This window comes from Candidatus Clavichlamydia salmonicola (assembly GCF_015356765.1).
GTDB classification, from domain to species: Bacteria; Chlamydiota; Chlamydiia; order Chlamydiales; family Chlamydiaceae; genus Clavichlamydia; species Clavichlamydia salmonicola.
Window position 1 is genome coordinate 232752 of the sequence record NZ_WTCQ01000002.1, and the last position, 20480, is coordinate 253231.

Here is a 20480-nt window from a genome sequence, read left to right on the forward strand (position 1 = left end):
CTGGTGATGCATATATAAGGCCTATATAAATGATGCATTGGCGTAGATTTTTCTTTTTGTGCTTCTGTTTGTGCTGCTTAGTAAAAGTAAGCGCTCAAGAAGATGACTATTCAGGAAGAGTCTTTCACCAAATTTATTCTTTTCAGGTTCATAATGCCTTCCAACATTACAAAACGATCTTCGAAGTAGAGCATAATCATGAACTACTTCGTCGCATGGCTCAATTAATCATCTCTCAAGACAGCCTGCATTCAAATATTGATAAACGTCGATTGGCTGTTCTTGGAGCTGGAATCTCTGCAACAGACTCATTGCTTCCAATTTTAGAAAAATCTATTAAAAGTCCAGACCTTCTTACACAAAAACTTGCTCTCAAACACCTTGCCTATTATGAAAGCGAATACATTCAATCTTTTCTTGAAAAAAGCTTATCAGCTAACCAGCTTGATATTGTTTTTGAAGCTGCTCAAATCTTAACTAATTATAATAACCCCTTTTTAATCCCACGAATTCTTCAAATTCGTGATAAGTTACCACCAAGATTATTTTCTCTTTTTACCCCATTACTCTTAAAACATGATTCTTCTGCTGCTGAATCAGCTATCCGTCAAATGATCCATAGTCATGAAAAAGAAAATAAATTAAACACACTTTCCCACATTGCTCATCAAAGAAAGAGCCTTTTTCTTCCTGAAGTAAAAAATCTTTTAGAAAATCCTGACTACGCTATTAAAGAAGCTTCTTTACATATTATAGGAAATGTCCAAGACCATTCTATGATCGATCTAATTACAACCTACCTTTCTCATCATGAAACTTCTCTTCGATTAGCGGCTGCAGTTGCATTAACACAGCTTGGAGAAACAGAAATTCCTGCTCAAGTAATTACAAAAGAAGCTCTTCAAAATAACTTATTTGCTATTGATGCATTATCTTTGATCGATCCTGAATATGCTCTTCCCTGTTTACATGAAATTATGAGTAAAGATTCTATTAGCGCAAATGTACGCCAGAATGCACTGCTTTCTTTGTTACATCATAAAGATAAAAGCCATCTACATGAACTATTTCCATTGCTTCTACTATCTTCGGACAAATGCTCTTTGCAAACTACCTTTTCACCTGGAAAAAGATTTAAATTTTTCTCTATCAACATGGAAGGAAAAAAACAAAAAAATCCATCTACAGAACAAGCTCATTTACTTAAAATTGAAATTTTACAAAAAATCTTAAAAGCTTCTCCATCGCTTTTTGTTTCTTTAACAAAAGAGTTAATTGAAAAAAATGCAATTGAAGTTGTCCCTCTTGCTTTACAAATGCTTCATCAAGAACATATTTCTTTCGATGAATCTCTTGCAGAAAAAGCAATATTATCTTCTAGTGGGTTAATTAGAACTGCAGGAATTATTTATGCGAATCAGTATAATCTTGCTAAGTACTCACCTATGCTAAAAACTCTTCTCTTTAAAGAAAGCCTTTCACCCATTATCTCCTTTCAAGAAAAAATGAATGCGTTCTCTTTTCAAGAAGAGATGATTGAAAATAGTAAAATTTCTTTATACTTAGAAGGAATGCAAATCCTTCTTAAAGAAAGAAATGATGACGCTTACTCTTTCTGGGTAAATGTAATGAGCAAATGTCATCCATATAATCATGGAATATTATCAGGACTATTTTTACAGCAATCTAATTGAATTATAAGAATAAATAAAGACAGCTAAAAAAAACTATTTTGAATTTGTTGCTGTTACATTTTCATTTGATGTTTTCGCTTGAGAAGACTTACGCAATTTAATCTCTTTCCTTTCATCTACATGCCCAGTCCATGCTGACAAAAGAATACAACCAAAACAAAAAGCTATACTCAGCCATACTGTAATTTTTTTTAATACATCAGGAGTAGAAGCACCAAAAAGAGAATCTCCACTATCTGCACCAAAAGAAGCTCCTAATCCCATACTCTTACTTTCCTGCACAAGAACAACAAGACATAAGAAAAGAGATACCAAGATAAAAATACTTAATACAAAAAAATACCCAAAAGACATTATCCAGTGACTCCATGTTCAACACATATTTTTACAATTTTACTTAAAATGTTAGGGTTTAGAGAAGCTCCTCCCACTAACAATCCATTTATATGCAGACATTTTGAAAAAATTTCAGCATTTTCTTCATTAACAGAACCACCATAAAGGATAGCTGTCTTAAAAGAAAAATTATCACCAAACATCTTTGATAAAACAGTTCTACAAAACAGATGCGTATCATTTACTTCTTTAGCTTCTGGAATCACTCCAGTGCCAATTGCCCATACAGGTTCATAAGCTATCATGACACCATAAGGAGGCGTTTTAAATGTACTTAAAGCCGCTATCAATTGTTTTTCTAAAACAATTTCAGTTTTTTCCTGATTTCTTTCTTCCGCAGTTTCTCCAATACAAAGAACTGGAAAAAAATCTTCCTTCATTGCTGCCTGCATTTTTTTGCTTATGAGATCTTCTGTTTCTCCAAAAATCTGACGACGTTCTGAATGTCCTACTAAAGTAAAATTAGCACCAACATCATAAGCCATAGTTACTGAAATTTCTCCAGTAAAAGCTCCTTCTTCTTCAAAATAGATGTTTTGAGTTCCTAATTTTACATGCATATTCTTTTGCTGAACGATAGAACTCATTTCTTGAAGAAAGATAACTGGAGGAGCAAGAAAAACCCTAGCTTGACAAAACAATGGGAGCAATGATAATGTTTCCAGGAAACTTATTGCTTCTTTGTGAGTTTTGTGCATCTTCCAATTACCTATTATGGTAAAAGGATGGTCAGCTAAGTAATCTGATTTTTCCAATTTTTGAGTCGCCTATGAGCATTACAAAAGATTCTGAAGAGGTTGATATCACAACCTTAGCCTCAGAGTCAACTATTATCACTGTTGGCGACCTTACACAAAAAATCAAAATTTCTCTTCAAAAAAACTTTTCTTCTTTGCAAGTAAAGGGAGAAATTAGCAACATTTCTTTTCCAGCTAGTGGTCATGTTTATTTTGACTTGAAAGACCAGGAAGCTAAAATTCCAGCTGTAATGTTTAATGCTGTAAGAAATGGCCTACGCACACGTCCAAAAGAAGGTGATGCAGTCATCGCTGCTGGTAACTTAAGCCTTTATCCTCCTCAAGGACGCTATCAACTTATTGTTTCTTCCTTATTATTTTCTGGTATTGGAGAATTACTTCTCAAAATTGAAAAACTCAAAGAAAAATTAAAAAATCTTGGATGGTTTTCTGAAAAACACAAAAAACCTTTGCCCCTACACCCTTATATTATAGGCGTTGTTACCAGTGCTACAGGAGCTGTAATCCAAGATATCATCCGAATACTTTCTCGCAGATATCATAAATTTGAACTTGTCCTAAATCCAGTAAAGGTACAAGGAGAAAAAGCTGCTGAAGAAATTGCTGAAGCTATTAAATTTTTTAATACTCAGATTCATCCTGATGTTATCATTGTTGGACGAGGAGGTGGCAGTGTAGAAGACTTAGCAGCTTTCAATGAAGAAATCGTAGCAGCTGCCATTTTTGAAAGTAAAATCCCTATTATTTCTGCTGTAGGACATGAAACTGATTTTTCAATAGCTGATATGGTTGCAGACTTACGGGCTCCTACTCCTTCAGCTGCAGCAGAACTTTTAACAAAAGAAAGTTCTCATTGGACACAAATGGCTTCAGACCTATTAAAAACTCTTTTGAATAATTATCATACATGCTTAAAAAATTACCAACAACGTGTTCTTACAGCGAAAAAACAACTACAAGATAAAAGCTTCTTATTGGCTGTTCAACAACGCCTTGATTATCTTTCTGAGTCTATAAAAAGTTTTTCTCTTCTCACATTAAAAACTGTGCATCAAACCATTGCTTTTTATAAAAATGCCCTTCCGACAAAACGTTATCAAAAAGAATGGAAAGAAATTTCTTTAAGAGTAAAAAATGATCGTGTCCGTCTGTTTGAATTAATGAACGCTCTCCTGCAACGACAAAAAAGTCTACTAGAAACAGCTCAAGAACAACTTAAAATAAATCTATATCGACAAATAGAAAAAGCTCATGACCAAATAGAAAAAATAAAGGCATCTTTAAATGCTTTAGATTCAAAAAATGTCTTAAAAAGAGGATTTTGTATGCTATTGGATTTAAATAATAATTCAGTTATTGTCTCAGCAAATTCTCTTCCAGAAGGAACAAAAGTTAAGGCTGTTTTAAAAGATGGCAGTAGAACCCTTCAAGCTATAAATACAGAAAAAAGGACTAAATAATTATGGCCAAGCCAACAACAGGTGGTTTTGAAAAAGCTCTTAACCGTCTTGAAGAAATTGTAAATAAAGTAAATTCAGGGCAAACATCTCTTGAAGATTCTTTAACATTATGCGAAGAAGCAGATGCACTGGTCTCTTTTTGTGAAAAAACTATTAATAAGGCTGAAAAACGTATGGATGCCTTACTTAATAAAAATTCTTCTAAAGAAGAACTTGTTCCTTCAACTCACTCATAAAAAGAATTCAAATGCCTCTTGATGACCCTAATTTTCACCTTTCAGTCCTGATGGAACAATGCAGAAAATTTGTTCATGCCCAAGATAGTGCACCTCTCGATTTTGAAGTTTTTTGTGAAGAAACACTTGAAAAAGCATATAAACTTAATAATGCCCTTATAGATCTTCAACAAAAAAATCAAAGCATTAAAATTATCCGTAAAGATGCTTCTGGAGCTGTCATGCTATCTCAAGATAGTCTCGCTATATTAGACTCATTTGAATAAAATAATTTTTAATACTAACTATACAATTTTCCATATAAACTTAACCATAATTCCAAAGAAAGTTCCTCTGGTCGTATAGTAATTTTTAAACCCATTTCATTTAAAACACTTATTACCCACTCTTTAGGGAATAATGTTTCCAGACAATTAGGCAATTGTTTTCTTCGTTTTTGGAAAGCTGTTCTTACCATATTAAAAAAATCTTCTTGATTAACATTTGGAAGATCTTTTTTTAATTCCAAATGAACAATGGCAGAATCTACCTTAGGGCGCGGATAAAAACAATTACGGGAAACTTTAAAACTATATGTAACATTTGAGTAAAAATTTAATAAAATCGTTAAAGAACTGTAGTCAGCTGTCCCTGGTTTTGCAATCATCCTTCGTGCCATTTCTTCTTGAACCATGATGACTATATCTGTAAACAAATCAGGACATGCAACAAAACGGGTTAAAATTACTGAAGAAAGATGATATGGAAGATTAGCTACAAGCTTTGAACCTGGTGTAATATTATCATTAGAAAAATCACAAATATCTTCAAAAACAAGATTTAATCCTGGAAGCGTTTCTAAAACGTCTCGAAAAGCTTCATCTTTTTCTACAGCTTGAACACTTGCTCCAGTTAATAATAAACCTTCTGTTAAAGCCCCTGGTCCTGGTCCAATCTCTAAAATTGTATCCTTAGAATTTACTGCTGCTTCTTTTACAATTTTTTTGACTATATTCGAATCAATTAAAAAATTTTGAGATAATGACCTACGAGCAGTACGTCCAGAGGAGACCATAAATTCTCTTATGAACGTAAATGTACTTCTTGATAATGATGACATACTGATACCTTGTTTAAAAAAAATTTAAGCAGGTACCCAAGAGAATAAATTGCAGTCATCTGGCATGATTTCTTTCATGTAAGATACTGTGCAACCATTTTCCATTCTCAATTTTTCACGATATGCTGTATCTAATCGCAAAACTGCTTCTCGAGAAATCATAGCTTGTAATTCATCTTTAACAACATTGAATTGGGGTGGCGTTTCTTTTTTAATATCTTTGAAATAAAAAATACGAAAAGCATCCTTCAACCAAACAGGATCACTATATGTTCCTTTGGTCATCTTAAGAAGAATCTTTTTATGAGCATCTGAAAGATCTTGCTCATTTCTAACATATTCTTCTGAACATGTTAAAATTACAGGTAGCGATGATACTAAACTCTTTAAATTATCATAAGAAAATTCTTCTTTTCCAGAAGATAAAAAATCATGAATTTTCTTTGCTGCAGCAAATACTTCAGTTTTATCATAACCTCTTAAGCTAACTATAGCATAAACCCATTCTTCTTTATTACTATATGAATCCACTAATTGGCGATACTGATCTTTTAGTGCCTGTGGATTAATTTCCATCATAGCCCTTGATCGCACAATCATGTTTAACATTTTTTGTACTAATAAATCTTTTTTTATTAAATCTGTAACATCTTCTAATGTCATCCCTAGCATATCTGCTTCATTAACAACATTTAGGCCAAAAATACGCTCTAATTCTTCTTTAATTTCACTATCATTAACTGTAATCTTTTTTTCTTCTGCATCAGATACTATTAATACTTCATCAATTAATGAATCTGTAATTGTTCTCCACATAGCATTATAAAAACGATATCTAGCAAATTTAGAATTCAGCATATTAGGAAAATTTTGATAAAAAATTAAATCCATCTTACGCATAACATCAATAGCTGTAATGACCCTTTTCCCTGAGTGAAAAAGGGTTCTATTATGTACCATAAGATGCCCTTCTCCAGCCTGTAAAGGCCCAGAAACTATGAATAAAAGAAATATAAAAGATAATAAACTTTTCTGTTTCTTAAAGAAGCCTAAGGACATAACTGAAAACCTAATCTACATGAACATTGGCTGGATTATAAACCCTATCCTCTTTTACGAAAAAGAAATTTAAAAATAATAAAAAAATAATAATTTTTTTTTTGTTTCAATACGATTGATTTAATATTAACAATGAAATACTTAGATTTTCTGTAAAAAATCCTCTAATTTTTTTATCCCAGACATCGCAGGAACACAGTAGTCATTAAAAAAACCATAAATAGTAGTTTGATTATTTTTTATATTTAAAAAAGAAAGATAAGGAAGTAATTCCTTCATCTCAATATCCTTGTTTGGACGATACCAAATCACTGTTGTGTAGGGCATATATGTTTCTTTAAACAAATGCGCAATAGTATCTTTATCATCTTCACTGTCATTAAGAACAATGACTAACAATAATTGTCTTGGATCTAAGAATTTTTGAACGATACTAAAATAATAACAAGATAGTATGGGATAAAAATCTGCATGGCGCTTAGAAACTTCCAATATATGTTGCGCTCTCTCCTTAAATTTTTGATTTGCAGTGATATGATATAATCTAATTAAGTTGTCTGCATGTAAAGCATTACCTGACGGTTTTTCTTCATCAGAAAAATCATATAATCTTATAAGAATATTAGAATCAGCCTCATTATGAGCATAAAATGCTCCATTTTCTCCTAAAAATTGTTCTTCTACCTCTGCAGTCAATTCCAAAGCTTTTCTTAACCATTTTACTCCACAATCGGCTTCAAAAAGCGTTATATACCCCATGATTAAAGTTGCATAGTCTTCCAAAGAAGCATCAAAACGAGCTGATCCCTTTCGCCATCTATGCAGTAAATGTTGATCTGACCTTAAATTATCTTCACAAAATATAGCTGTTTCTATTGCGATTTTTACATACTCAGGCCGATAACAAGCTCGCCCTACACGTGTAAGTAGATGAATCATTGCTCCATTACAAAATGTTAATAATTGATCATCATAAGAAGGAGCAGGGTTTCTCTGATTCCTTGCCTCTAATAATATTTTTCTCATACTTTTTAAAGAGCGATGCAATTCATCAACACTTTTTCCATAATGGTCCGCCAATGCAGCTTCATTTAATGTAGAATTTATATAAACAATACCCTTCTTATCTTCATCTACCTCTTGCTTACTAATATTGTAATACTCACAAAAAAGCGCACTATCTTCATGCAGAAGTTCTTCTACTTCTTCATACGACCATCCATAAAAGTCTGCCTCTTCTCCAAAAATATCAAAATACTTTGAAGAGTAAAAACCACCTGATGAATCTTTCATTTGCGTGATTAAAAACTCAACAATATCCTCTACCATCGTGGCATATCGATCAGCCCTAGTATACTCCCACATCTCTAAGCAAACTAAAGTAATCCAAATATTATCTATTAAATTTTTTTCAAAACCAGGCACTAACCATTGTTCATCAATAGCATAGGAATATAATCCACCACCAATATGGTCATGAATACTGCCTTGAAACATCATATCCAAAGTCTTTTGTACACAAAATAAACTTCTTACATTTGAACCAGAATAAGCATGACGTAACAAAAAAAATAGCAATACAGGATTTAATAACTTAGGAACAGACTTAAGTCCTCCAAACACTGGATCCATTAGCTTGTAAAGCAGTTCTGCGGCATAACTAACCTGGCCTGCTACAAGTTTTGACTTATCAACATAGTTTTCTAGTAATGAAACCACATTTACTACTCGATGTGCTTGTTCTATCACTTTTTCTTTATTCTCAGGACTTCCCCAAATGAGCTTTATTTTTTCAATAAGGTCCACCATTCCAGGTATTCCAGTATGATCTCCTGAAGAAATATAATGTGCTGCAAAAAATGGCATTAAATCAGAAGTAAGCACAAGATTTAATGGCCACACACCTTCCCACGAACTCATCATCATCTGCGCAAATTCACTATATAAATCTGCAACATGTGGGAGCTCTGCGCTATCTACTTTAACACAAATAAAAACATCATTAATCTCATTGGCAAGCTTATTGTTGTTAAAGGTTTCTGCTATCATCACTCGGCACCAATAAGAAGAAATATCTCCTATAGAAAGAAATATTGGCTTGTCTTCTTCTCTTGATAATTCAAAAGCTTCTTCTCCCCAAGGAAACCAATTTACTGGTGTAGAGGCATGACTTAACAAGTAAGGAGATTGCTCTTGTTTTAACCTATTATAAAAAGGTTCTTGTTCCATGCCTGAATCACTCTAAAATATTTAATTTAATTTTATAGTTAATTTTACAATAAAATAAAAACAATATGAATAATATTCAAACAAACAAGGATATATTTTAATTAATTGATAATTATAGAGAGAAAAAATAATTAAAATAAATATTACTTCCTTAAAATAAAGATCTTATCTTAACTTTAAGAAATGAAGAGGATACTACTACTGATAGTATTGTTTTTCTAGATAATATAATGAAGATCAATAACTATAATCTTAATCTATAAAAAAATTAAATTGCCTAATTATAAAGAAAAAATTAAGATCAGTTTTTTTCTTATTTATCAAATTAAAAAATAATAAGGAAGAGTGGCAGAGCGGCTTAATGCACCTGATTCGAAATCAGACATCCTATTAAAGGGATCGGGGGTTCAAATCCCTCCTCTTCCAAATCGCTACCTAAGGCATAAGAACTATATACCTCTAATGATTTTTACCACCATCCTAGATGAGAAATAATAAACCATAAGAGTCCTATTCCCACCAGAATGCTTAAAATACGTAAAAAATTTGGGAACCACTTTACTTCTCCAGCAGGAGAACTTCTAATTTCTAATGAAGTAAACCCTAGGGAATAATCTTCTTGCTCCAATGCTGTTTCTCTTAAAAATTTTAATACTTCTGGATGATCATTAATAAGCTGATCTCCATCAATATCCAAAAAAATGGCATATTGTTTAATAAATCCTTCAGCATAAACTGGTGATATAAGCTTTCCTAACTTTCCTTCTTCGATAGCATGAAGATAGCTGGCTCTTATTGAAGTGACACTTTCTACTTCTTTAATAGATAAGCCTTTTTCTTCTCTAACTTTTTTGAGGCTTCCACCTAATTGTAAAACTTCTTTGTGAACTTTTTTATCCATTACATGACTCTTGTGCTTTAAATATTTCATGAAAATAGCAAAAAAAGGATTTTTAAAGAGCAACTTCTCTAAAACTCTTTCTATAGATAAGCGTTCTCAAAAAAACATATAGTAAAGAACCTTGAAAAAAAGTACCTTCAGACGCAAAAATTGTATTTTTCCTTCTCTTTCCTAAAAATCACCTCATGTCTATACCTTATGTTGCAACCTTAGATCCTTCTCTTTTTCAACTTTTAGAAGAAGAGATGAAAAAACAAGGGTTTACCTTCTCTCAGCCTGCATATACATGCTTTCAAGCATCTAAAACTCATCTTTCATGCACACTTTATAAATCTGGTAAACTCGTTGTCCAAGGAAAAGAAAAAGATGATTTTATTAAATATTTTTTAGAACCTGCTATTTTAAAAAATTTCTCTTACGGTTATGAAAACACGGAAATGGTGCAAGATAATCGTACCCGTATTGGTACTGATGAATCTGGGAAAGGCGATTTTTTTGGAGCTTTATGCATAGCTGGAGTTACTGCAACCGAAGAACAAATTAAACAACTCTGTTCATGGGGTGTAAAAGACTCAAAAAAATTAAAAGATACAGAGATCATCTCTTTATCTAAAAAAATACGTTCTCTTTGTAATTTTGAAGTCATTTGCTTAAAGCCTGAAAAATATAATCAACTTTACCAATCTTTTAAAAACCTCAACCTTTTAATGGGATGGGGACATGCTACAGTTATTGATAATTTGCATCGTAAAACTAACATTGATCTTGCCATTGTTGATAAATTTGCAAATGATGACATCATTCTCAACGCCTTAAAACAAAAAAAAATTTCTATATCTATCGAACAAAAGGTTCGTGCTGAAAGCGATCCTGTAGTTGCTGCTGCTTCAGTACTTGCACGTGCTGGATTTATTGAAAATATCTCCTTTTTAGAAAAGCAGTATAATGTAATCCTTCCTAAAGGAGCTGGCACTATTACCTTTAAAGCAGCTATTAAAATAGCTCAAAATTTTGGCCTGGATTTATTATCCAAAGTTTGCAAAGTACACTTTAAAACTTATGAAGAAGTTAGGGTCCAGCTAAAAGGAATAATATCATGATAACCTTAGCAACAAAATTACATAGAATATCTTTTTTCTGCTTTTTTATGCTCTTTAGCCTTTCTGTAGCCTACAGCAATAGTCATGAATCCTCCCGTACTGAATATTCATCCTATGCAACAGAAGAACCTTCTGAAACATTAAATCCTGAATTCATTTGCGTAGAAGCTTTTGGTGCTTTTTCAGCTAAAAAATCTTCTATAGATAATTCAGCAGTTCCTCTTGTCTATTCTCGATGGGATGCCCGTCTTTGCCATACAAAAATCATGGATGGATGTTCAGGCTTTATATTTTCAGGAGGATGGAATGGCACCTGTTTAAAATGGCAAGACAACAGAACATCCCCATTAGCTCAAGAATTTTTTCAATATCTTTTTGCATCTTGCAGTACATATACCATGGACAATCCATTATGGAAATGGTCAGCAAATGGGACTTTATTTATAGATCCTACCTATCCTTTTCATCATAAATATTCCTTATGCAGGTTTATCTTTCGGGGTAACTATGAATGCTCTTCTGCCCTTCAAATCCATTTTGGTCTTATTAATGAAACAGGATTAAGAAGACAAAAAACTCGGCCTATTTTTGGCTTTGTCATTAATCCTATTGAAACGATTGTTATTAACGCTGTTTATCCTGTAAATATCTCCGCAATTTATCTCCTTTCTCCTCACACATCCCTAGGAACAGCTTATAGAAAAACCTCTTTCCGAAAAAGACCTGACTCTAAAAGAAATTCTGAACAACAACAAATTATTGATTATGAAAGTCAAGGAATTGAAGCTTTTCTTAAGATAAGCGTAGCAGGTGTCTGTTATCTAAAAGGAACTTTTGGATATGCCTTTTCTCAAAAAATTTTTAGACAACTTGATTATGCTGAAGAAGCCCTTTGCTCTCATATTTTGCCTTCTTTATACTATGGAGCTTCTTTAAATTTAAATTTTTAAAAAAAAAATGTTTAAATAAATTTCAAATAAGATTAAAATCTAACCTTTATATATCATTTTTATATTAAAATTATGCCTAGCTGTAATTGCTGTGTTCAATCACATACCCGTTTAAATGCATGGCTTTTCCCTGAAAGATTGATAACACAACGAATTCAAAGAAACTTTGATCAAGCTAATTCTACTTTATCAAGAGTCGCCTTAATAACTCTTAATGTTTCTTTAACATTTATCTTTGGCCTAGTGAAGCCAATAACAGCCATCATAGCAGCTACAGCTGGGGCTATCGTTTTACCAATTATGGCCATACATAATCACTCTAAAGGCATGCATTATAATGCTGCTTCTAAATGGATGACTTGGGTACTATGCTTTAGTATATTAGGAGCAACAGCAGGCTTAATATTTGTTTCAGCAATGTTTATATCACCTAGTCATGTCATCATTATGTTAGGCCTAGCTTGGGCTACAGCTATTGTTGCTACAGGAGTTCACCTACACAATTTTCGTCATGAAAAAGCTTTAAACCAGCTTCCTGAAAAAAACTTTTCTCCAATACCTGTAGCAAATCTAATTGATCTCTAGCTGAAAGACTTAAAAATTATCTATAAACTCCAGACTTTCACTCTTTTACCACAAACAAGCTAATGTTTATCCAATAATATTCAAATAACAAGAACTACTACATGAATGATCTTTGAGACATTACCCATATTGCATTAGTCTGTGAAGAATGCCTCATTCTTTAACTAAAGCTAACTTTATCTATACCACTGTTTCCTTGGTCATTTTGAAAGAACATTCTTCTCCTATTCTTGTACTGCTTTCTGAAACACATTCTTGCACTTTTTTCTCTAGCATGATTTGCTCTACCTCTTCTTCGTCTTTCTTTTCCATTAGTTTAAATAAATCTTTAAAAGTTAAATCATAGCACGCTATCCCAGCATCAAGGAAATACCATCCAGCAGCACCATAACCTAAAACTGCATTTTCTATTGGCCAACTAGGAGGAGTAGCCAATTTGAGCATAGCCATAGGTATAGCAACACCACCATAAACAGTCCCAATAGAACCTGCTACAAGCCGAGGTAAAAAGCCTGTAATTATTTCTTGTAAATCTTGACTTCTCTTTCTTAATGGATTTCTATCCTGCATACAATTAGAACTCCTTACGCATGGTATAATAATTTTGCCTGTAAGAGTAGTAACAACTACAACAAGACTAGAAAATCCATACGCTGCCCCAGCAACCAAACAAACCTTACCAAGAACCTCTAACTGTTCCCATGATTGAAAAAAATCAAATGGCTCTATAACCAATGGATTACTTGGTGCTGCAGAAACTAGAGATGTACCATTCACATTACAAGATGTTGCTTCACCACATGTTTTACAAGATGTAACTAGAGCCACTCCAGCAGCACCTAAAGCAGCAGATGTTACTATACGAAAAACTTTTCCCAAGCTACACATATTAACTTTAATATTGTGACACGCCTCTTTAAAGCTACCAGGGGGCCTTCTTCCCAATAAATTCATAACTGAACTCATAAAAAACTCTTATTATTTTAATAAAAAAAAAAGGATTATTATCAGCCACACAATAAAAATAAACTAAATACATATTTAAAATAAATATTAACAATATTATTTATTGTCAATTTATAATGAAACGTTATCTAAATAAGTTAATTGCTATAACATTGAGAAGTACTCAGAAGAGCTTTTCTTCCTTAGTATATTAAAATTATGCCAACTGTAATTGTTCTGCTCAATCATACATGAAGCATTCTTAGCCCTTCTTTAACCTCCTTAAGCTGATAAAAGATGAAGCGATGCTTTATTAAATGCAACATGTGTAATCATCTAACCAATCACTGATGTAGTAGCTTTTACTATCTTACATATTCTTGACTCAGCATTAGCTTTGTCATAGCAAAAATTATGTAAATGAATTATTTTAGCATCATAGCTATAGCCCAAGTTGAGCCTGTAGGAATTCTAATATGCTAAAGAATAAATACCAAAAGCATTCCTTTAGAACGACTATGGAGAGCCATAATTGCTGAACTTAATGCTTTATAAAGTCTGTAAAAGAAGCCTTTTTAAAAAATCTCATAATTGCAAGTTCAGAATACTCTATCTCAGCATCCCTATAACAAACAGCTGTCTTAAACCTAAAATTAAGATGGTAATGAGATAGTAAAAGGCGTCCTTCTTTAACGAAAGTGAACTTTAACTATATTCATCCTTCATGCCAATTATCAACGTTTATACATCTTTTGCTTCAGAAACCTGATCTCTAATTTAGAGCTACTTATGGCTCACCTCAAGCCCACCATCATCTATTAGCGCTAACAATGTATCCTGCAGTAACAATAAACTAGGTCCATCTTCTTCACCCTCATCCCCAAAATGCCATTTATTGAGTTCGGGATTGAATTTATCCTTAGCATCTTTAAGGGATATTAACGTCATACTTCCATCATGACCCTGTTGTACATTGTTCTCAGTATATACCTTAAAACACTTAACCTCTTTACTAAGAGGTTTCTTCTGTTTCTCCTCTTCTTCTCTCGCTTCAAATATATCTGAACAACTTAAATCATAACATCCTATCGCAGCATCAAGTAGATAAAATCCAGAAGAACCATAACCTAAAGCAGTATTTGCGGCTACCATGACAGGAGAAGAAATTAGCTCTAACTGAAGCATAGGCATTGTAACACAACCATAAACAGAGCCTAAAGCACCTGCCATAAATTCTGGTATAAATCCTTTCAATACATTCATGCAAATTCTTCTTCGCTCTCTTGGTGAACTTGAATCCTGCTGTCTAGAACAACTCTTATGGCATGGAATAATAATTTTTCCTGCAAGAGTTGTAATCACCACAAAAACACCAGCAAATCCATATACCCCTCCTGCAACCAAACAAACCTTACCAGCGATATCGAAACCTTGCCAGGATGCAGTAAGATTCAATGCAGTCCCTGTACTATTCAGCGCAACTGTATTATTGATTGATGCACTATTGAGGCCAGTAGCATTTAGTAATGTACTATTCGTATTAAAAGATGAGTCTTCGTTACATACTTTACAAAATGACACTAAAGCCATTCCAGCAGCACCTAAAAGAAGAGAAGTTACTACTCGAAGAATTTTCTCTGCACTCTTCATATTCACTTTAATATTGCGATAAGCCTCTCCAAAGTTGCTCGGAGCCTTTCTTCCCCATAAAAATATATTCACTCCCACAAAAACACTCATTATTTTCTAAATAAAGAAAAACATTATTATCATTGATATAATAAAAATAAAATATATCTAGAATTAAAAAAAAATATTTAATAAACAATTTTATTGAATGAAAATGAATTAGTACAGTTATTAAAAAGAACTCTAGGCTCTATAATTTTTCTTTTTTTCACAGTTCTAACTACATCTATGTTTATTAGATCTGATATTTCTAAAAATAATTTACAGCAATAACACCGCCTAAAATACCATATAAACGACTATGTCTCTATAACCATCGGCTCTATCCTAAAAAAAAGTCTCCATCTCTCTAACCCATAACTACACCAATCTTTAGAAAAAGGCTTTAAGAATCTTCTGAACTACTATCTATATCCACAAGCACTCCTCGATGAGAAGAAAACCCTAAATCATCGCCTGAACTACTATCTATATCTACAAGCACTCCTTGATGAAAAGAAAACCCTAAAGAATCTTCTGAAGTACTATGTGTATCACCAAGCAAACATTCATAGCAAAAAAGGTCTAAAGAAACTTCTGAAACACTATCTACATCTTCCTTTATAAATGGCCCACTAGAAAAGCCTGAAAATTCTTCTAAATCACTATCCTCTTCATCTAAGACTTCTTTTACAGATATACCACTGCAAGCCTCTAATGGCAGCGGTGGAAGAGCTCTTCCAACCCTTTGAGCGCTAGACTCAAATTGCCTCCCTTCTACTGCTGGTGGCAGGCTGTAACATTTTTTCATCATCTCATCCAGCTGTTGTGATGTCCAAATCGTGCCATCCATATCATCTCTCGAAAAACATGGCCGCCATCCATGGCTATTAGAGCTTATTGAAATAAACGAAATGGGTAACATCTTTAATCCCTTTTTCCTAAGCGCATGCCATTTTTTTTCCATTTTTTTCATTTTTTTCTGCTCATCCACATCTAGGCAAACTAAATCTAATAAAGCCACCCCCGCATCCATAACATATAATCCAGTAGCAACACTACCTAACACAACATTAGTTAATGGGCATGTACTTGAATGAGAAGTACATAATATAGAGTAAGGTAAAATCACGCCTCCATAAAAAGCACCTGTTATACCAGCAAGTCCTCTTGGAAGTAGCTCTGAATAAAGATCTGCTTTTGCTCTTTCGATAAACCTTTCTCCATTTTCAGTATCTTCATTAACTTCATTAACCTTAAGGCCTACAACAATAACTTTTCGAACAATTGCTCTCATGGCCACAGATACACCTGCAACACCATACAATATTCCTCCAACCAAGCAAATCGTTCCAGATGTATCTATTGACCTTGTGGTTTCTTCTGAATCTGAACATACAGAACACTGCGTAGCTAAAGCTACCCCCACAGCACCTAAAATAGTAGCCATCACAAAATGGGAAACCTTGCTGACCCTTTTCATATTACGCTTAATATTATGTACTGCTGTAGATAAATTGTTAGGAAACTCTCTTCCCCATAAAGACATCACTGAACTCATAAATAATAAAATATCTTTTTAAATTAAAAAAATTATTGTTTCTAAAAAATCATTAGAAAAAAAATAGAATTCTAAATAAGGATTAAATGCTTTAATTATTTAAAGATTTAGACCTAATTAGCATTTTCAATTTTTGAATCAGACAAGACAGGTGAATTAGAGAGCAACCCAGGCAATGCTAAAATTGCCTCCTCATCCATCTCTTCTTCATTTGAACAGGATAATTCCATGCCAGCACACCCAGCATCAATTGAATAAAGCGCTACAGCTGTGCCACCTGCAAAATTATTTAATAATAAACTTTGGAATGATGGTGTTTGAGCACTCACCCCAAGAAGCACTGCTCCAAAAAAGCTCCCTCCAATACCTGCCATAAACTCTGGCAAGAAATCAGCACAAATCTCTAATTTTGACTTTTGAGAATATCTTATTCCTTCTACACTTCTACGACGAACTACTCTATTGATTATACCTTCTATCATACCTTTTTTTACTACAGCTACAGTGCCTTTAACCACTCCACATGTCAGATAGATAGCCCCTCCAACAAAACAAACCTTTTTAGTAGTGTTTAATTCATCAAAATTAAATGTTACAGGGACAGGTGTTGACTGCTCTTGACAATCATAACATTGCCAAGCTAATACCACCCCAGCAATACACAAAGTAGAAGAAGTTATACATCGAACTACATTCCAACTTTTCCAAGTATTTTTCTTAATATTATACCAAGCTTCTTGAGGTGTTTTTGGCAAAACTCTCCCCCATAAACATATTCCTGAATTCATGAAAACTAAAATCTATTTTAAATTAAAAATGCCTTTTCTCTAAGGTCTATACAAGGGAAAATACTCGGCCTCTTGGCAGACTCCTATCTCTTCCTCCACGATTGTTAGCTAACATTGGTCGCTGGAGTAATTGAGCTAATTCTTCTTGGTTCATCCCTGGGGCATTACCTCTATTCGCTGATGGCATCAACATCAAAACACCTCTCATAATACCTCCATCATTGCCTTGCAGACGAACATCTACAAGACGAGGAATCTGTACCATAGGTATGCCTTCTCCATTACCATTTGGAACTGGAATTACCCTCTGCACCACCTGAAGACGCTGCTCTGCTACTTCATCAATATTTAAAGAAATCATGTCAAAGCAAGCTAAACAAGTATCTAAGACGTATAATCCACAAGAAATTCCACCAAAAACATTATTTACAATGCCCCAATCTCCTGATGAGCTCTCCATAGATGTTAGTATAACTACAAAAGAGTAATCCACACCCATGAAACCTGCTAAAATCTCTGGAAAGAAACAAAGCAACATATCTTCAATTGATCGATTAACCCGCCTCTCCTCTTCATCTTCATCTAGATTAGCTAATCTTCTTTCTATACAGAGCCTAATGCCTTTATTAGCTATAGCTAATGAAAATTTTATAGCACTAAAAGCGCCATACACACACACTCCAATAAAACAAACCTTAGCTGCTGTACCAAGTACATTAAAATCAAAAGAATATGTTGTTGAATCAGCATTAGCTGTTGATGGGTTGTTACCTGCATCTACTTCATTAACACATGTAGAACAAGAAGAAACTAATACAGCAGCACCAACACTCATTAAAGCAGATGTTACAAGTCGAGTAATCTTCCATCCATTACACATGTTATCCTTTATATTACGCCATGCTACAGATGGATCTCTAGGCCATTCCCTACCCCAAAAAACTATACCAGCACTCATAAAAAAATATCATCTATGTTAAACGAGAAAAAAGTTAACCCCAGCTTAAAACAAAAAGAATAAATCTTCATCATTAATAAATCTTTTTTTTTACTTCTATTTATTTTTTTAATTTAAATGAAGGAATAATTTTAAATTTTTTTTATTATGATGTTTTAACCATAATTATACTATACCTACTCGAATAATTTCTACCAGAATTGCAGAAAAGGGCTGAAGGCACATCAGATGCTTAAACTATTACTATCTGAACCATTTGCCCTACACCTTCCAAAGAACCACTTAAACTATGATTGCCTACTTCTTCACCTATTGACCCAGGTAATGGCTGAACCAACAAAACATTTCTCACAATGTCCACACCATTGCTCTCTTGAACAACAAATGAATCACAGCTTTCCTCATCCATAAATCTTCCTTCCCCTGGATCACCTGAAAATTGATGCCTCAAACATCCTAATTCTTCCGATAATCTAACATCATCCTCACCAGAGGGCGCCTGCACCATAAATAATCCTTGTGCTTCAGCATCCATCTTTCCTAAATACCATCACAACCCCATTGCTGTTTTATCTTTCTCCTCAATAACTACACAAATCATATCCAATACAGATAGATCAATATCTAAAACAACCATATCCCATAGCTAGCCAAGCATCTAAAACATACAATCCACAAGAAATTCCACCAAAAATATTATTCATAAGTACCCACTGCCCTGGTGTTCCAGAGATAGATTTTACAACAAGTAAACAAGAATAATCGATCCCCATGAAACCTACGACAGCACCTGGAAGAAAATAAAAAAATATATCTTCAATTGATAGAGTAATATGTCTATCCAGCTGATCTTCATCTAAATTAGCTGCCCTTCTTTTTATACATGGCATAATACCATTATTGGCTACAGAGACTAAAAATTTTATAGTACTACACAAACCATATACACCTCCCCCCAAACAAACACGCTTTAGCTGCTGTATTAAGCACATTAAAATCAGAAAAATAAGATGTAGTTAGAGAAACATTAGCTGTGGCTTTCGTCTACTTTATTAGTACATGTAGAACAAGTAAAAACTAATGTAGCAGCAGCAGCACTCATTATAGTAGAAGTTACAAGTCGAGTAATCTTCCACCCATTACACATGTTATGCTTTATATTACGCAATTCTGTAGATATATCGGCAGGGCATTCTCTACATAAAAAAGCTACACATGAGCTCATAAAAATACTATCTATGTTAAATGAAAAAAAATTAGCCATTGCTTAAAATAAATTACTTTATATTTACATCATTTTATTTAAAAAAATATTTTTGAAATCTTTATTATTATATGACTTTGAGGATCATCGTTGATCTAAAACCAGTGATACCTCTTTAAAATAATCTCACCTAGTATTTCTAGCATTATCTTGAGAACAAAATCAGCGAACATATGGTGGCGCCATCACTACTATCTCACCGATTAGCCCTGGCCCTAAAAGAGGCCCTGCATCTCCTTGATCACACACGTCATTATATCCTGGTAATGGCATAACTACTAAAATATTCCTTATAACCTCTCCACCAGATCTTGAGAAAACTTGCGGTTGACTAGAAGGCATTTGCCTCATCGCCATTACTTCACCATATTGAGGTGAAAAAGAACTTAATGGCACCATAGATATTTCTTCCCTATTACCACCTGAAAATCGTGGAAATCCCAATCCTCTCCCTAAAAACCCTTCTTCCCACGCTATTCTTGCTTCTCTCTCTTCAAGATCTAAAGAAATCATATCAAAGCAAGCTAAACTAACATCTAAAACGTATAACCCACAAGACAGCACACCAAGAATACTATTTATGACTCTCCAATGTACTGATAGGTTTTCCATAAATTTTACTATAATTACACAAGCGTAATTCATACCCAAGAAACCTGCTAAAACCTCTGGAAATAAAGCAACCAACATATCTGCAATTGATCGATTAATCAGTCTTTCCTCTTCATCTTCATCTAGATTGACTAATCCTCTTTCTACACAGAGCCTAATGCCTTTATTAGCTAGAGCTAATGAAAATTTTACAGCACTAAAAACTCCATACACACAC

22 protein-coding genes and 1 tRNA gene are annotated in these 20480 nt (G+C 33.5%); 8 read left to right on the plus strand and 15 right to left on the minus strand.

Features of this window, described 5'->3' with window-relative positions; all coding sequences use genetic code 11:
• Window positions 1-29: 29 nt before the first annotated feature.
• Window positions 30-1694 (plus strand): HEAT repeat domain-containing protein, encoded by a 1665-nt coding sequence (locus tag CLAVI_RS02985; RefSeq protein ID WP_194844114.1) that lies wholly within the window; start codon window positions 30-32, stop codon window positions 1692-1694.
• 33 nt (window positions 1695-1727) lie between these two features.
• On the opposite strand, the gene secG is transcribed toward CLAVI_RS02985, so the two are convergent.
• Together secG and tpiA are read right to left on the minus strand one after the other, a co-directional pair.
• Window positions 1728-2048: a preprotein translocase subunit SecG gene (gene secG, locus CLAVI_RS02990; protein ID WP_194844115.1), complete on the minus strand. Its 321-nt coding sequence runs from the start codon at window positions 2046-2048 to the stop codon at window positions 1728-1730.
• A complete protein-coding gene (gene tpiA, locus CLAVI_RS02995) occupies window positions 2048-2845 on the minus strand; it encodes a triose-phosphate isomerase (RefSeq protein ID WP_194844116.1) in 798 nt (265 codons plus the stop codon). The genes secG and tpiA overlap by 1 nt, the downstream gene beginning before the upstream one ends.
• Before the next feature lie 14 nt (window positions 2846-2859).
• On the opposite strand from tpiA, the gene xseA reads away from it, so the two are divergent.
• From xseA to CLAVI_RS03010, 3 genes are read left to right on the plus strand one after another with little or no spacing between them, the layout of a single operon-like run.
• Window positions 2860-4308, plus strand: a complete 1449-nt coding sequence (gene xseA / locus CLAVI_RS03000) for an exodeoxyribonuclease VII large subunit (protein WP_194844117.1) — start codon at window positions 2860-2862, stop codon at window positions 4306-4308.
• A gap of 2 nt (window positions 4309-4310) precedes the next feature.
• Window positions 4311-4544, plus strand: a complete 234-nt coding sequence (gene xseB, locus CLAVI_RS03005; RefSeq protein WP_194844118.1) for an exodeoxyribonuclease VII small subunit — start codon at window positions 4311-4313, stop codon at window positions 4542-4544.
• Window positions 4545-4555: 11 nt separating this feature from the next.
• Entirely contained in the window at window positions 4556-4810 is a 255-nt protein-coding gene (locus tag CLAVI_RS03010; RefSeq protein ID WP_194844119.1) for a hypothetical protein, read from the plus strand.
• A gap of 14 nt (window positions 4811-4824) precedes the next feature.
• On the opposite strand, the gene rsmA is transcribed toward CLAVI_RS03010, so the two are convergent.
• From rsmA to CLAVI_RS03025, 3 genes are all read right to left on the minus strand, one after another.
• Window positions 4825-5598 (minus strand): 16S rRNA (adenine(1518)-N(6)/adenine(1519)-N(6))-dimethyltransferase RsmA, encoded by a 774-nt coding sequence (rsmA, locus tag CLAVI_RS03015; protein WP_194844120.1) that lies wholly within the window; start codon window positions 5596-5598, stop codon window positions 4825-4827.
• 69 nt (window positions 5599-5667) lie between these two features.
• Window positions 5668-6702 carry a peptidylprolyl isomerase gene (locus tag CLAVI_RS03020; RefSeq protein WP_194844121.1) on the minus strand — a complete coding sequence of 345 codons (1035 nt, stop codon included), beginning with the start codon at window positions 6700-6702 and terminating at the stop codon, window positions 5668-5670.
• A gap of 141 nt (window positions 6703-6843) precedes the next feature.
• The gene (locus tag CLAVI_RS03025) at window positions 6844-8931 is read right to left on the minus strand and encodes a thioredoxin domain-containing protein (protein ID WP_194844122.1); all 2088 of its coding nucleotides are present in this window, start codon (window positions 8929-8931) and stop codon (window positions 6844-6846) included.
• A gap of 339 nt (window positions 8932-9270) precedes the next feature.
• Here CLAVI_RS03025 and CLAVI_RS03030 point away from each other — a divergent pair.
• Window positions 9271-9357, plus strand: a tRNA-Ser gene (locus CLAVI_RS03030).
• 43 nt (window positions 9358-9400) lie between these two features.
• On the opposite strand, the gene CLAVI_RS03035 is transcribed toward CLAVI_RS03030, so the two are convergent.
• Window positions 9401-9832, minus strand: a complete 432-nt coding sequence (locus CLAVI_RS03035) for a helix-turn-helix domain-containing protein (RefSeq protein ID WP_194844123.1) — start codon at window positions 9830-9832, stop codon at window positions 9401-9403.
• 185 nt (window positions 9833-10017) lie between these two features.
• Here CLAVI_RS03035 and rnhC point away from each other — a divergent pair, with 185 nt between their 5' ends.
• From rnhC to CLAVI_RS03050, 3 genes are all read left to right on the plus strand, one after another.
• Entirely contained in the window at window positions 10018-10932 is a 915-nt protein-coding gene (gene rnhC / locus CLAVI_RS03040) for a ribonuclease HIII (protein ID WP_194844124.1), read from the plus strand.
• Window positions 10929-11882: a hypothetical protein gene (locus tag CLAVI_RS03045; protein ID WP_194844125.1), complete on the plus strand. Its 954-nt coding sequence runs from the start codon at window positions 10929-10931 to the stop codon at window positions 11880-11882. The genes rnhC and CLAVI_RS03045 overlap by 4 nt, the downstream gene beginning before the upstream one ends.
• A 72-nt stretch (window positions 11883-11954) precedes the next feature.
• Window positions 11955-12467 carry a hypothetical protein gene (locus CLAVI_RS03050; RefSeq protein ID WP_194844126.1) on the plus strand — a complete coding sequence of 171 codons (513 nt, stop codon included), beginning with the start codon at window positions 11955-11957 and terminating at the stop codon, window positions 12465-12467.
• Window positions 12468-12647: 180 nt separating this feature from the next.
• On the opposite strand, the gene CLAVI_RS03055 is transcribed toward CLAVI_RS03050, so the two are convergent.
• The 9 genes from CLAVI_RS03055 to CLAVI_RS03095 all read right to left on the minus strand — a co-directional run bounded on the left by CLAVI_RS03055 (window position 12648) and on the right by CLAVI_RS03095 (window position 20476).
• A complete protein-coding gene (locus tag CLAVI_RS03055; protein WP_194844127.1) occupies window positions 12648-13433 on the minus strand; it encodes a hypothetical protein in 786 nt (261 codons plus the stop codon).
• Between the two features lie 762 nt (window positions 13434-14195).
• Entirely contained in the window at window positions 14196-15152 is a 957-nt protein-coding gene (locus CLAVI_RS03060) for a hypothetical protein (protein ID WP_194844128.1), read from the minus strand.
• A 334-nt stretch (window positions 15153-15486) separates the two neighbouring features.
• Complete coding sequence (locus tag CLAVI_RS03065; protein ID WP_194844129.1) at window positions 15487-16641, minus strand: hypothetical protein; 1155 nt, start codon at window positions 16639-16641, stop codon at window positions 15487-15489.
• Window positions 16642-16754: 113 nt separating this feature from the next.
• Window positions 16755-17429 (minus strand): hypothetical protein, encoded by a 675-nt coding sequence (locus CLAVI_RS03070; protein WP_194844130.1) that lies wholly within the window; start codon window positions 17427-17429, stop codon window positions 16755-16757.
• Window positions 17430-17475: 46 nt separating this feature from the next.
• Window positions 17476-18387, minus strand: a complete 912-nt coding sequence (locus CLAVI_RS03075) for a hypothetical protein (RefSeq protein ID WP_194844131.1) — start codon at window positions 18385-18387, stop codon at window positions 17476-17478.
• 232 nt (window positions 18388-18619) lie between these two features.
• The gene (locus tag CLAVI_RS03080; protein WP_194844132.1) at window positions 18620-18895 is read right to left on the minus strand and encodes a hypothetical protein; all 276 of its coding nucleotides are present in this window, start codon (window positions 18893-18895) and stop codon (window positions 18620-18622) included.
• 109 nt (window positions 18896-19004) lie between these two features.
• Window positions 19005-19379 carry a hypothetical protein gene (locus CLAVI_RS03085; protein ID WP_194844133.1) on the minus strand — a complete coding sequence of 125 codons (375 nt, stop codon included), beginning with the start codon at window positions 19377-19379 and terminating at the stop codon, window positions 19005-19007.
• A gap of 35 nt (window positions 19380-19414) precedes the next feature.
• Window positions 19415-19612: a hypothetical protein gene (locus CLAVI_RS03090; protein WP_194844134.1), complete on the minus strand. Its 198-nt coding sequence runs from the start codon at window positions 19610-19612 to the stop codon at window positions 19415-19417.
• 201 nt (window positions 19613-19813) lie between these two features.
• Window positions 19814-20476 carry a hypothetical protein gene (locus tag CLAVI_RS03095; protein WP_194844135.1) on the minus strand — a complete coding sequence of 221 codons (663 nt, stop codon included), beginning with the start codon at window positions 20474-20476 and terminating at the stop codon, window positions 19814-19816.
• Window positions 20477-20480 lie beyond the last annotated feature (4 nt).

Bases quoted from the DNA above. Each gene is read 5' to 3' on its own strand.
- CLAVI_RS02985 (WP_194844114.1), top strand. From the start codon at position 30: ATGATGCATTGGCGTAGATTTTTCTTTTTGTGCTTCTGTTTGTGCTGC.
- secG (WP_194844115.1), bottom strand. From the start codon at position 2,048: ATGTCTTTTGGGTATTTTTTTGTATTAAGTATTTTTATCTTGGTATCT.
- xseA (WP_194844117.1), top strand. From the start codon at position 2,860: ATGAGCATTACAAAAGATTCTGAAGAGGTTGATATCACAACCTTAGCC.
- xseB (WP_194844118.1), top strand. From the start codon at position 4,311: ATGGCCAAGCCAACAACAGGTGGTTTTGAAAAAGCTCTTAACCGTCTT.
- CLAVI_RS03010 (WP_194844119.1), top strand. From the start codon at position 4,556: ATGCCTCTTGATGACCCTAATTTTCACCTTTCAGTCCTGATGGAACAA.
- rsmA (WP_194844120.1), bottom strand. From the start codon at position 5,598: ATGGTCTCCTCTGGACGTACTGCTCGTAGGTCATTATCTCAAAATTTT.
- CLAVI_RS03020 (WP_194844121.1), bottom strand. From the start codon at position 6,702: ATGTCCTTAGGCTTCTTTAAGAAACAGAAAAGTTTATTATCTTTTATA.
- CLAVI_RS03025 (WP_194844122.1), bottom strand. From the start codon at position 8,931: ATGGAACAAGAACCTTTTTATAATAGGTTAAAACAAGAGCAATCTCCT.
- CLAVI_RS03035 (WP_194844123.1), bottom strand. From the start codon at position 9,832: ATGGATAAAAAAGTTCACAAAGAAGTTTTACAATTAGGTGGAAGCCTC.
- rnhC (WP_194844124.1), top strand. From the start codon at position 10,018: ATGTCTATACCTTATGTTGCAACCTTAGATCCTTCTCTTTTTCAACTT.
- CLAVI_RS03045 (WP_194844125.1), top strand. From the start codon at position 10,929: ATGATAACCTTAGCAACAAAATTACATAGAATATCTTTTTTCTGCTTT.
- CLAVI_RS03050 (WP_194844126.1), top strand. From the start codon at position 11,955: ATGCCTAGCTGTAATTGCTGTGTTCAATCACATACCCGTTTAAATGCA.
- CLAVI_RS03055 (WP_194844127.1), bottom strand. From the start codon at position 13,433: ATGAGTTCAGTTATGAATTTATTGGGAAGAAGGCCCCCTGGTAGCTTT.
- CLAVI_RS03060 (WP_194844128.1), bottom strand. From the start codon at position 15,152: ATGAGTGTTTTTGTGGGAGTGAATATATTTTTATGGGGAAGAAAGGCT.
- CLAVI_RS03065 (WP_194844129.1), bottom strand. From the start codon at position 16,641: ATGAGTTCAGTGATGTCTTTATGGGGAAGAGAGTTTCCTAACAATTTA.
- CLAVI_RS03070 (WP_194844130.1), bottom strand. From the start codon at position 17,429: ATGAATTCAGGAATATGTTTATGGGGGAGAGTTTTGCCAAAAACACCT.
- CLAVI_RS03075 (WP_194844131.1), bottom strand. From the start codon at position 18,387: ATGAGTGCTGGTATAGTTTTTTGGGGTAGGGAATGGCCTAGAGATCCA.
- CLAVI_RS03080 (WP_194844132.1), bottom strand. From the start codon at position 18,895: ATGGTGCAGGCGCCCTCTGGTGAGGATGATGTTAGATTATCGGAAGAA.
- CLAVI_RS03085 (WP_194844133.1), bottom strand. From the start codon at position 19,379: ATGTGCTTAATACAGCAGCTAAAGCGTGTTTGTTTGGGGGGAGGTGTA.
- CLAVI_RS03090 (WP_194844134.1), bottom strand. From the start codon at position 19,612: ATGAGCTCATGTGTAGCTTTTTTATGTAGAGAATGCCCTGCCGATATA.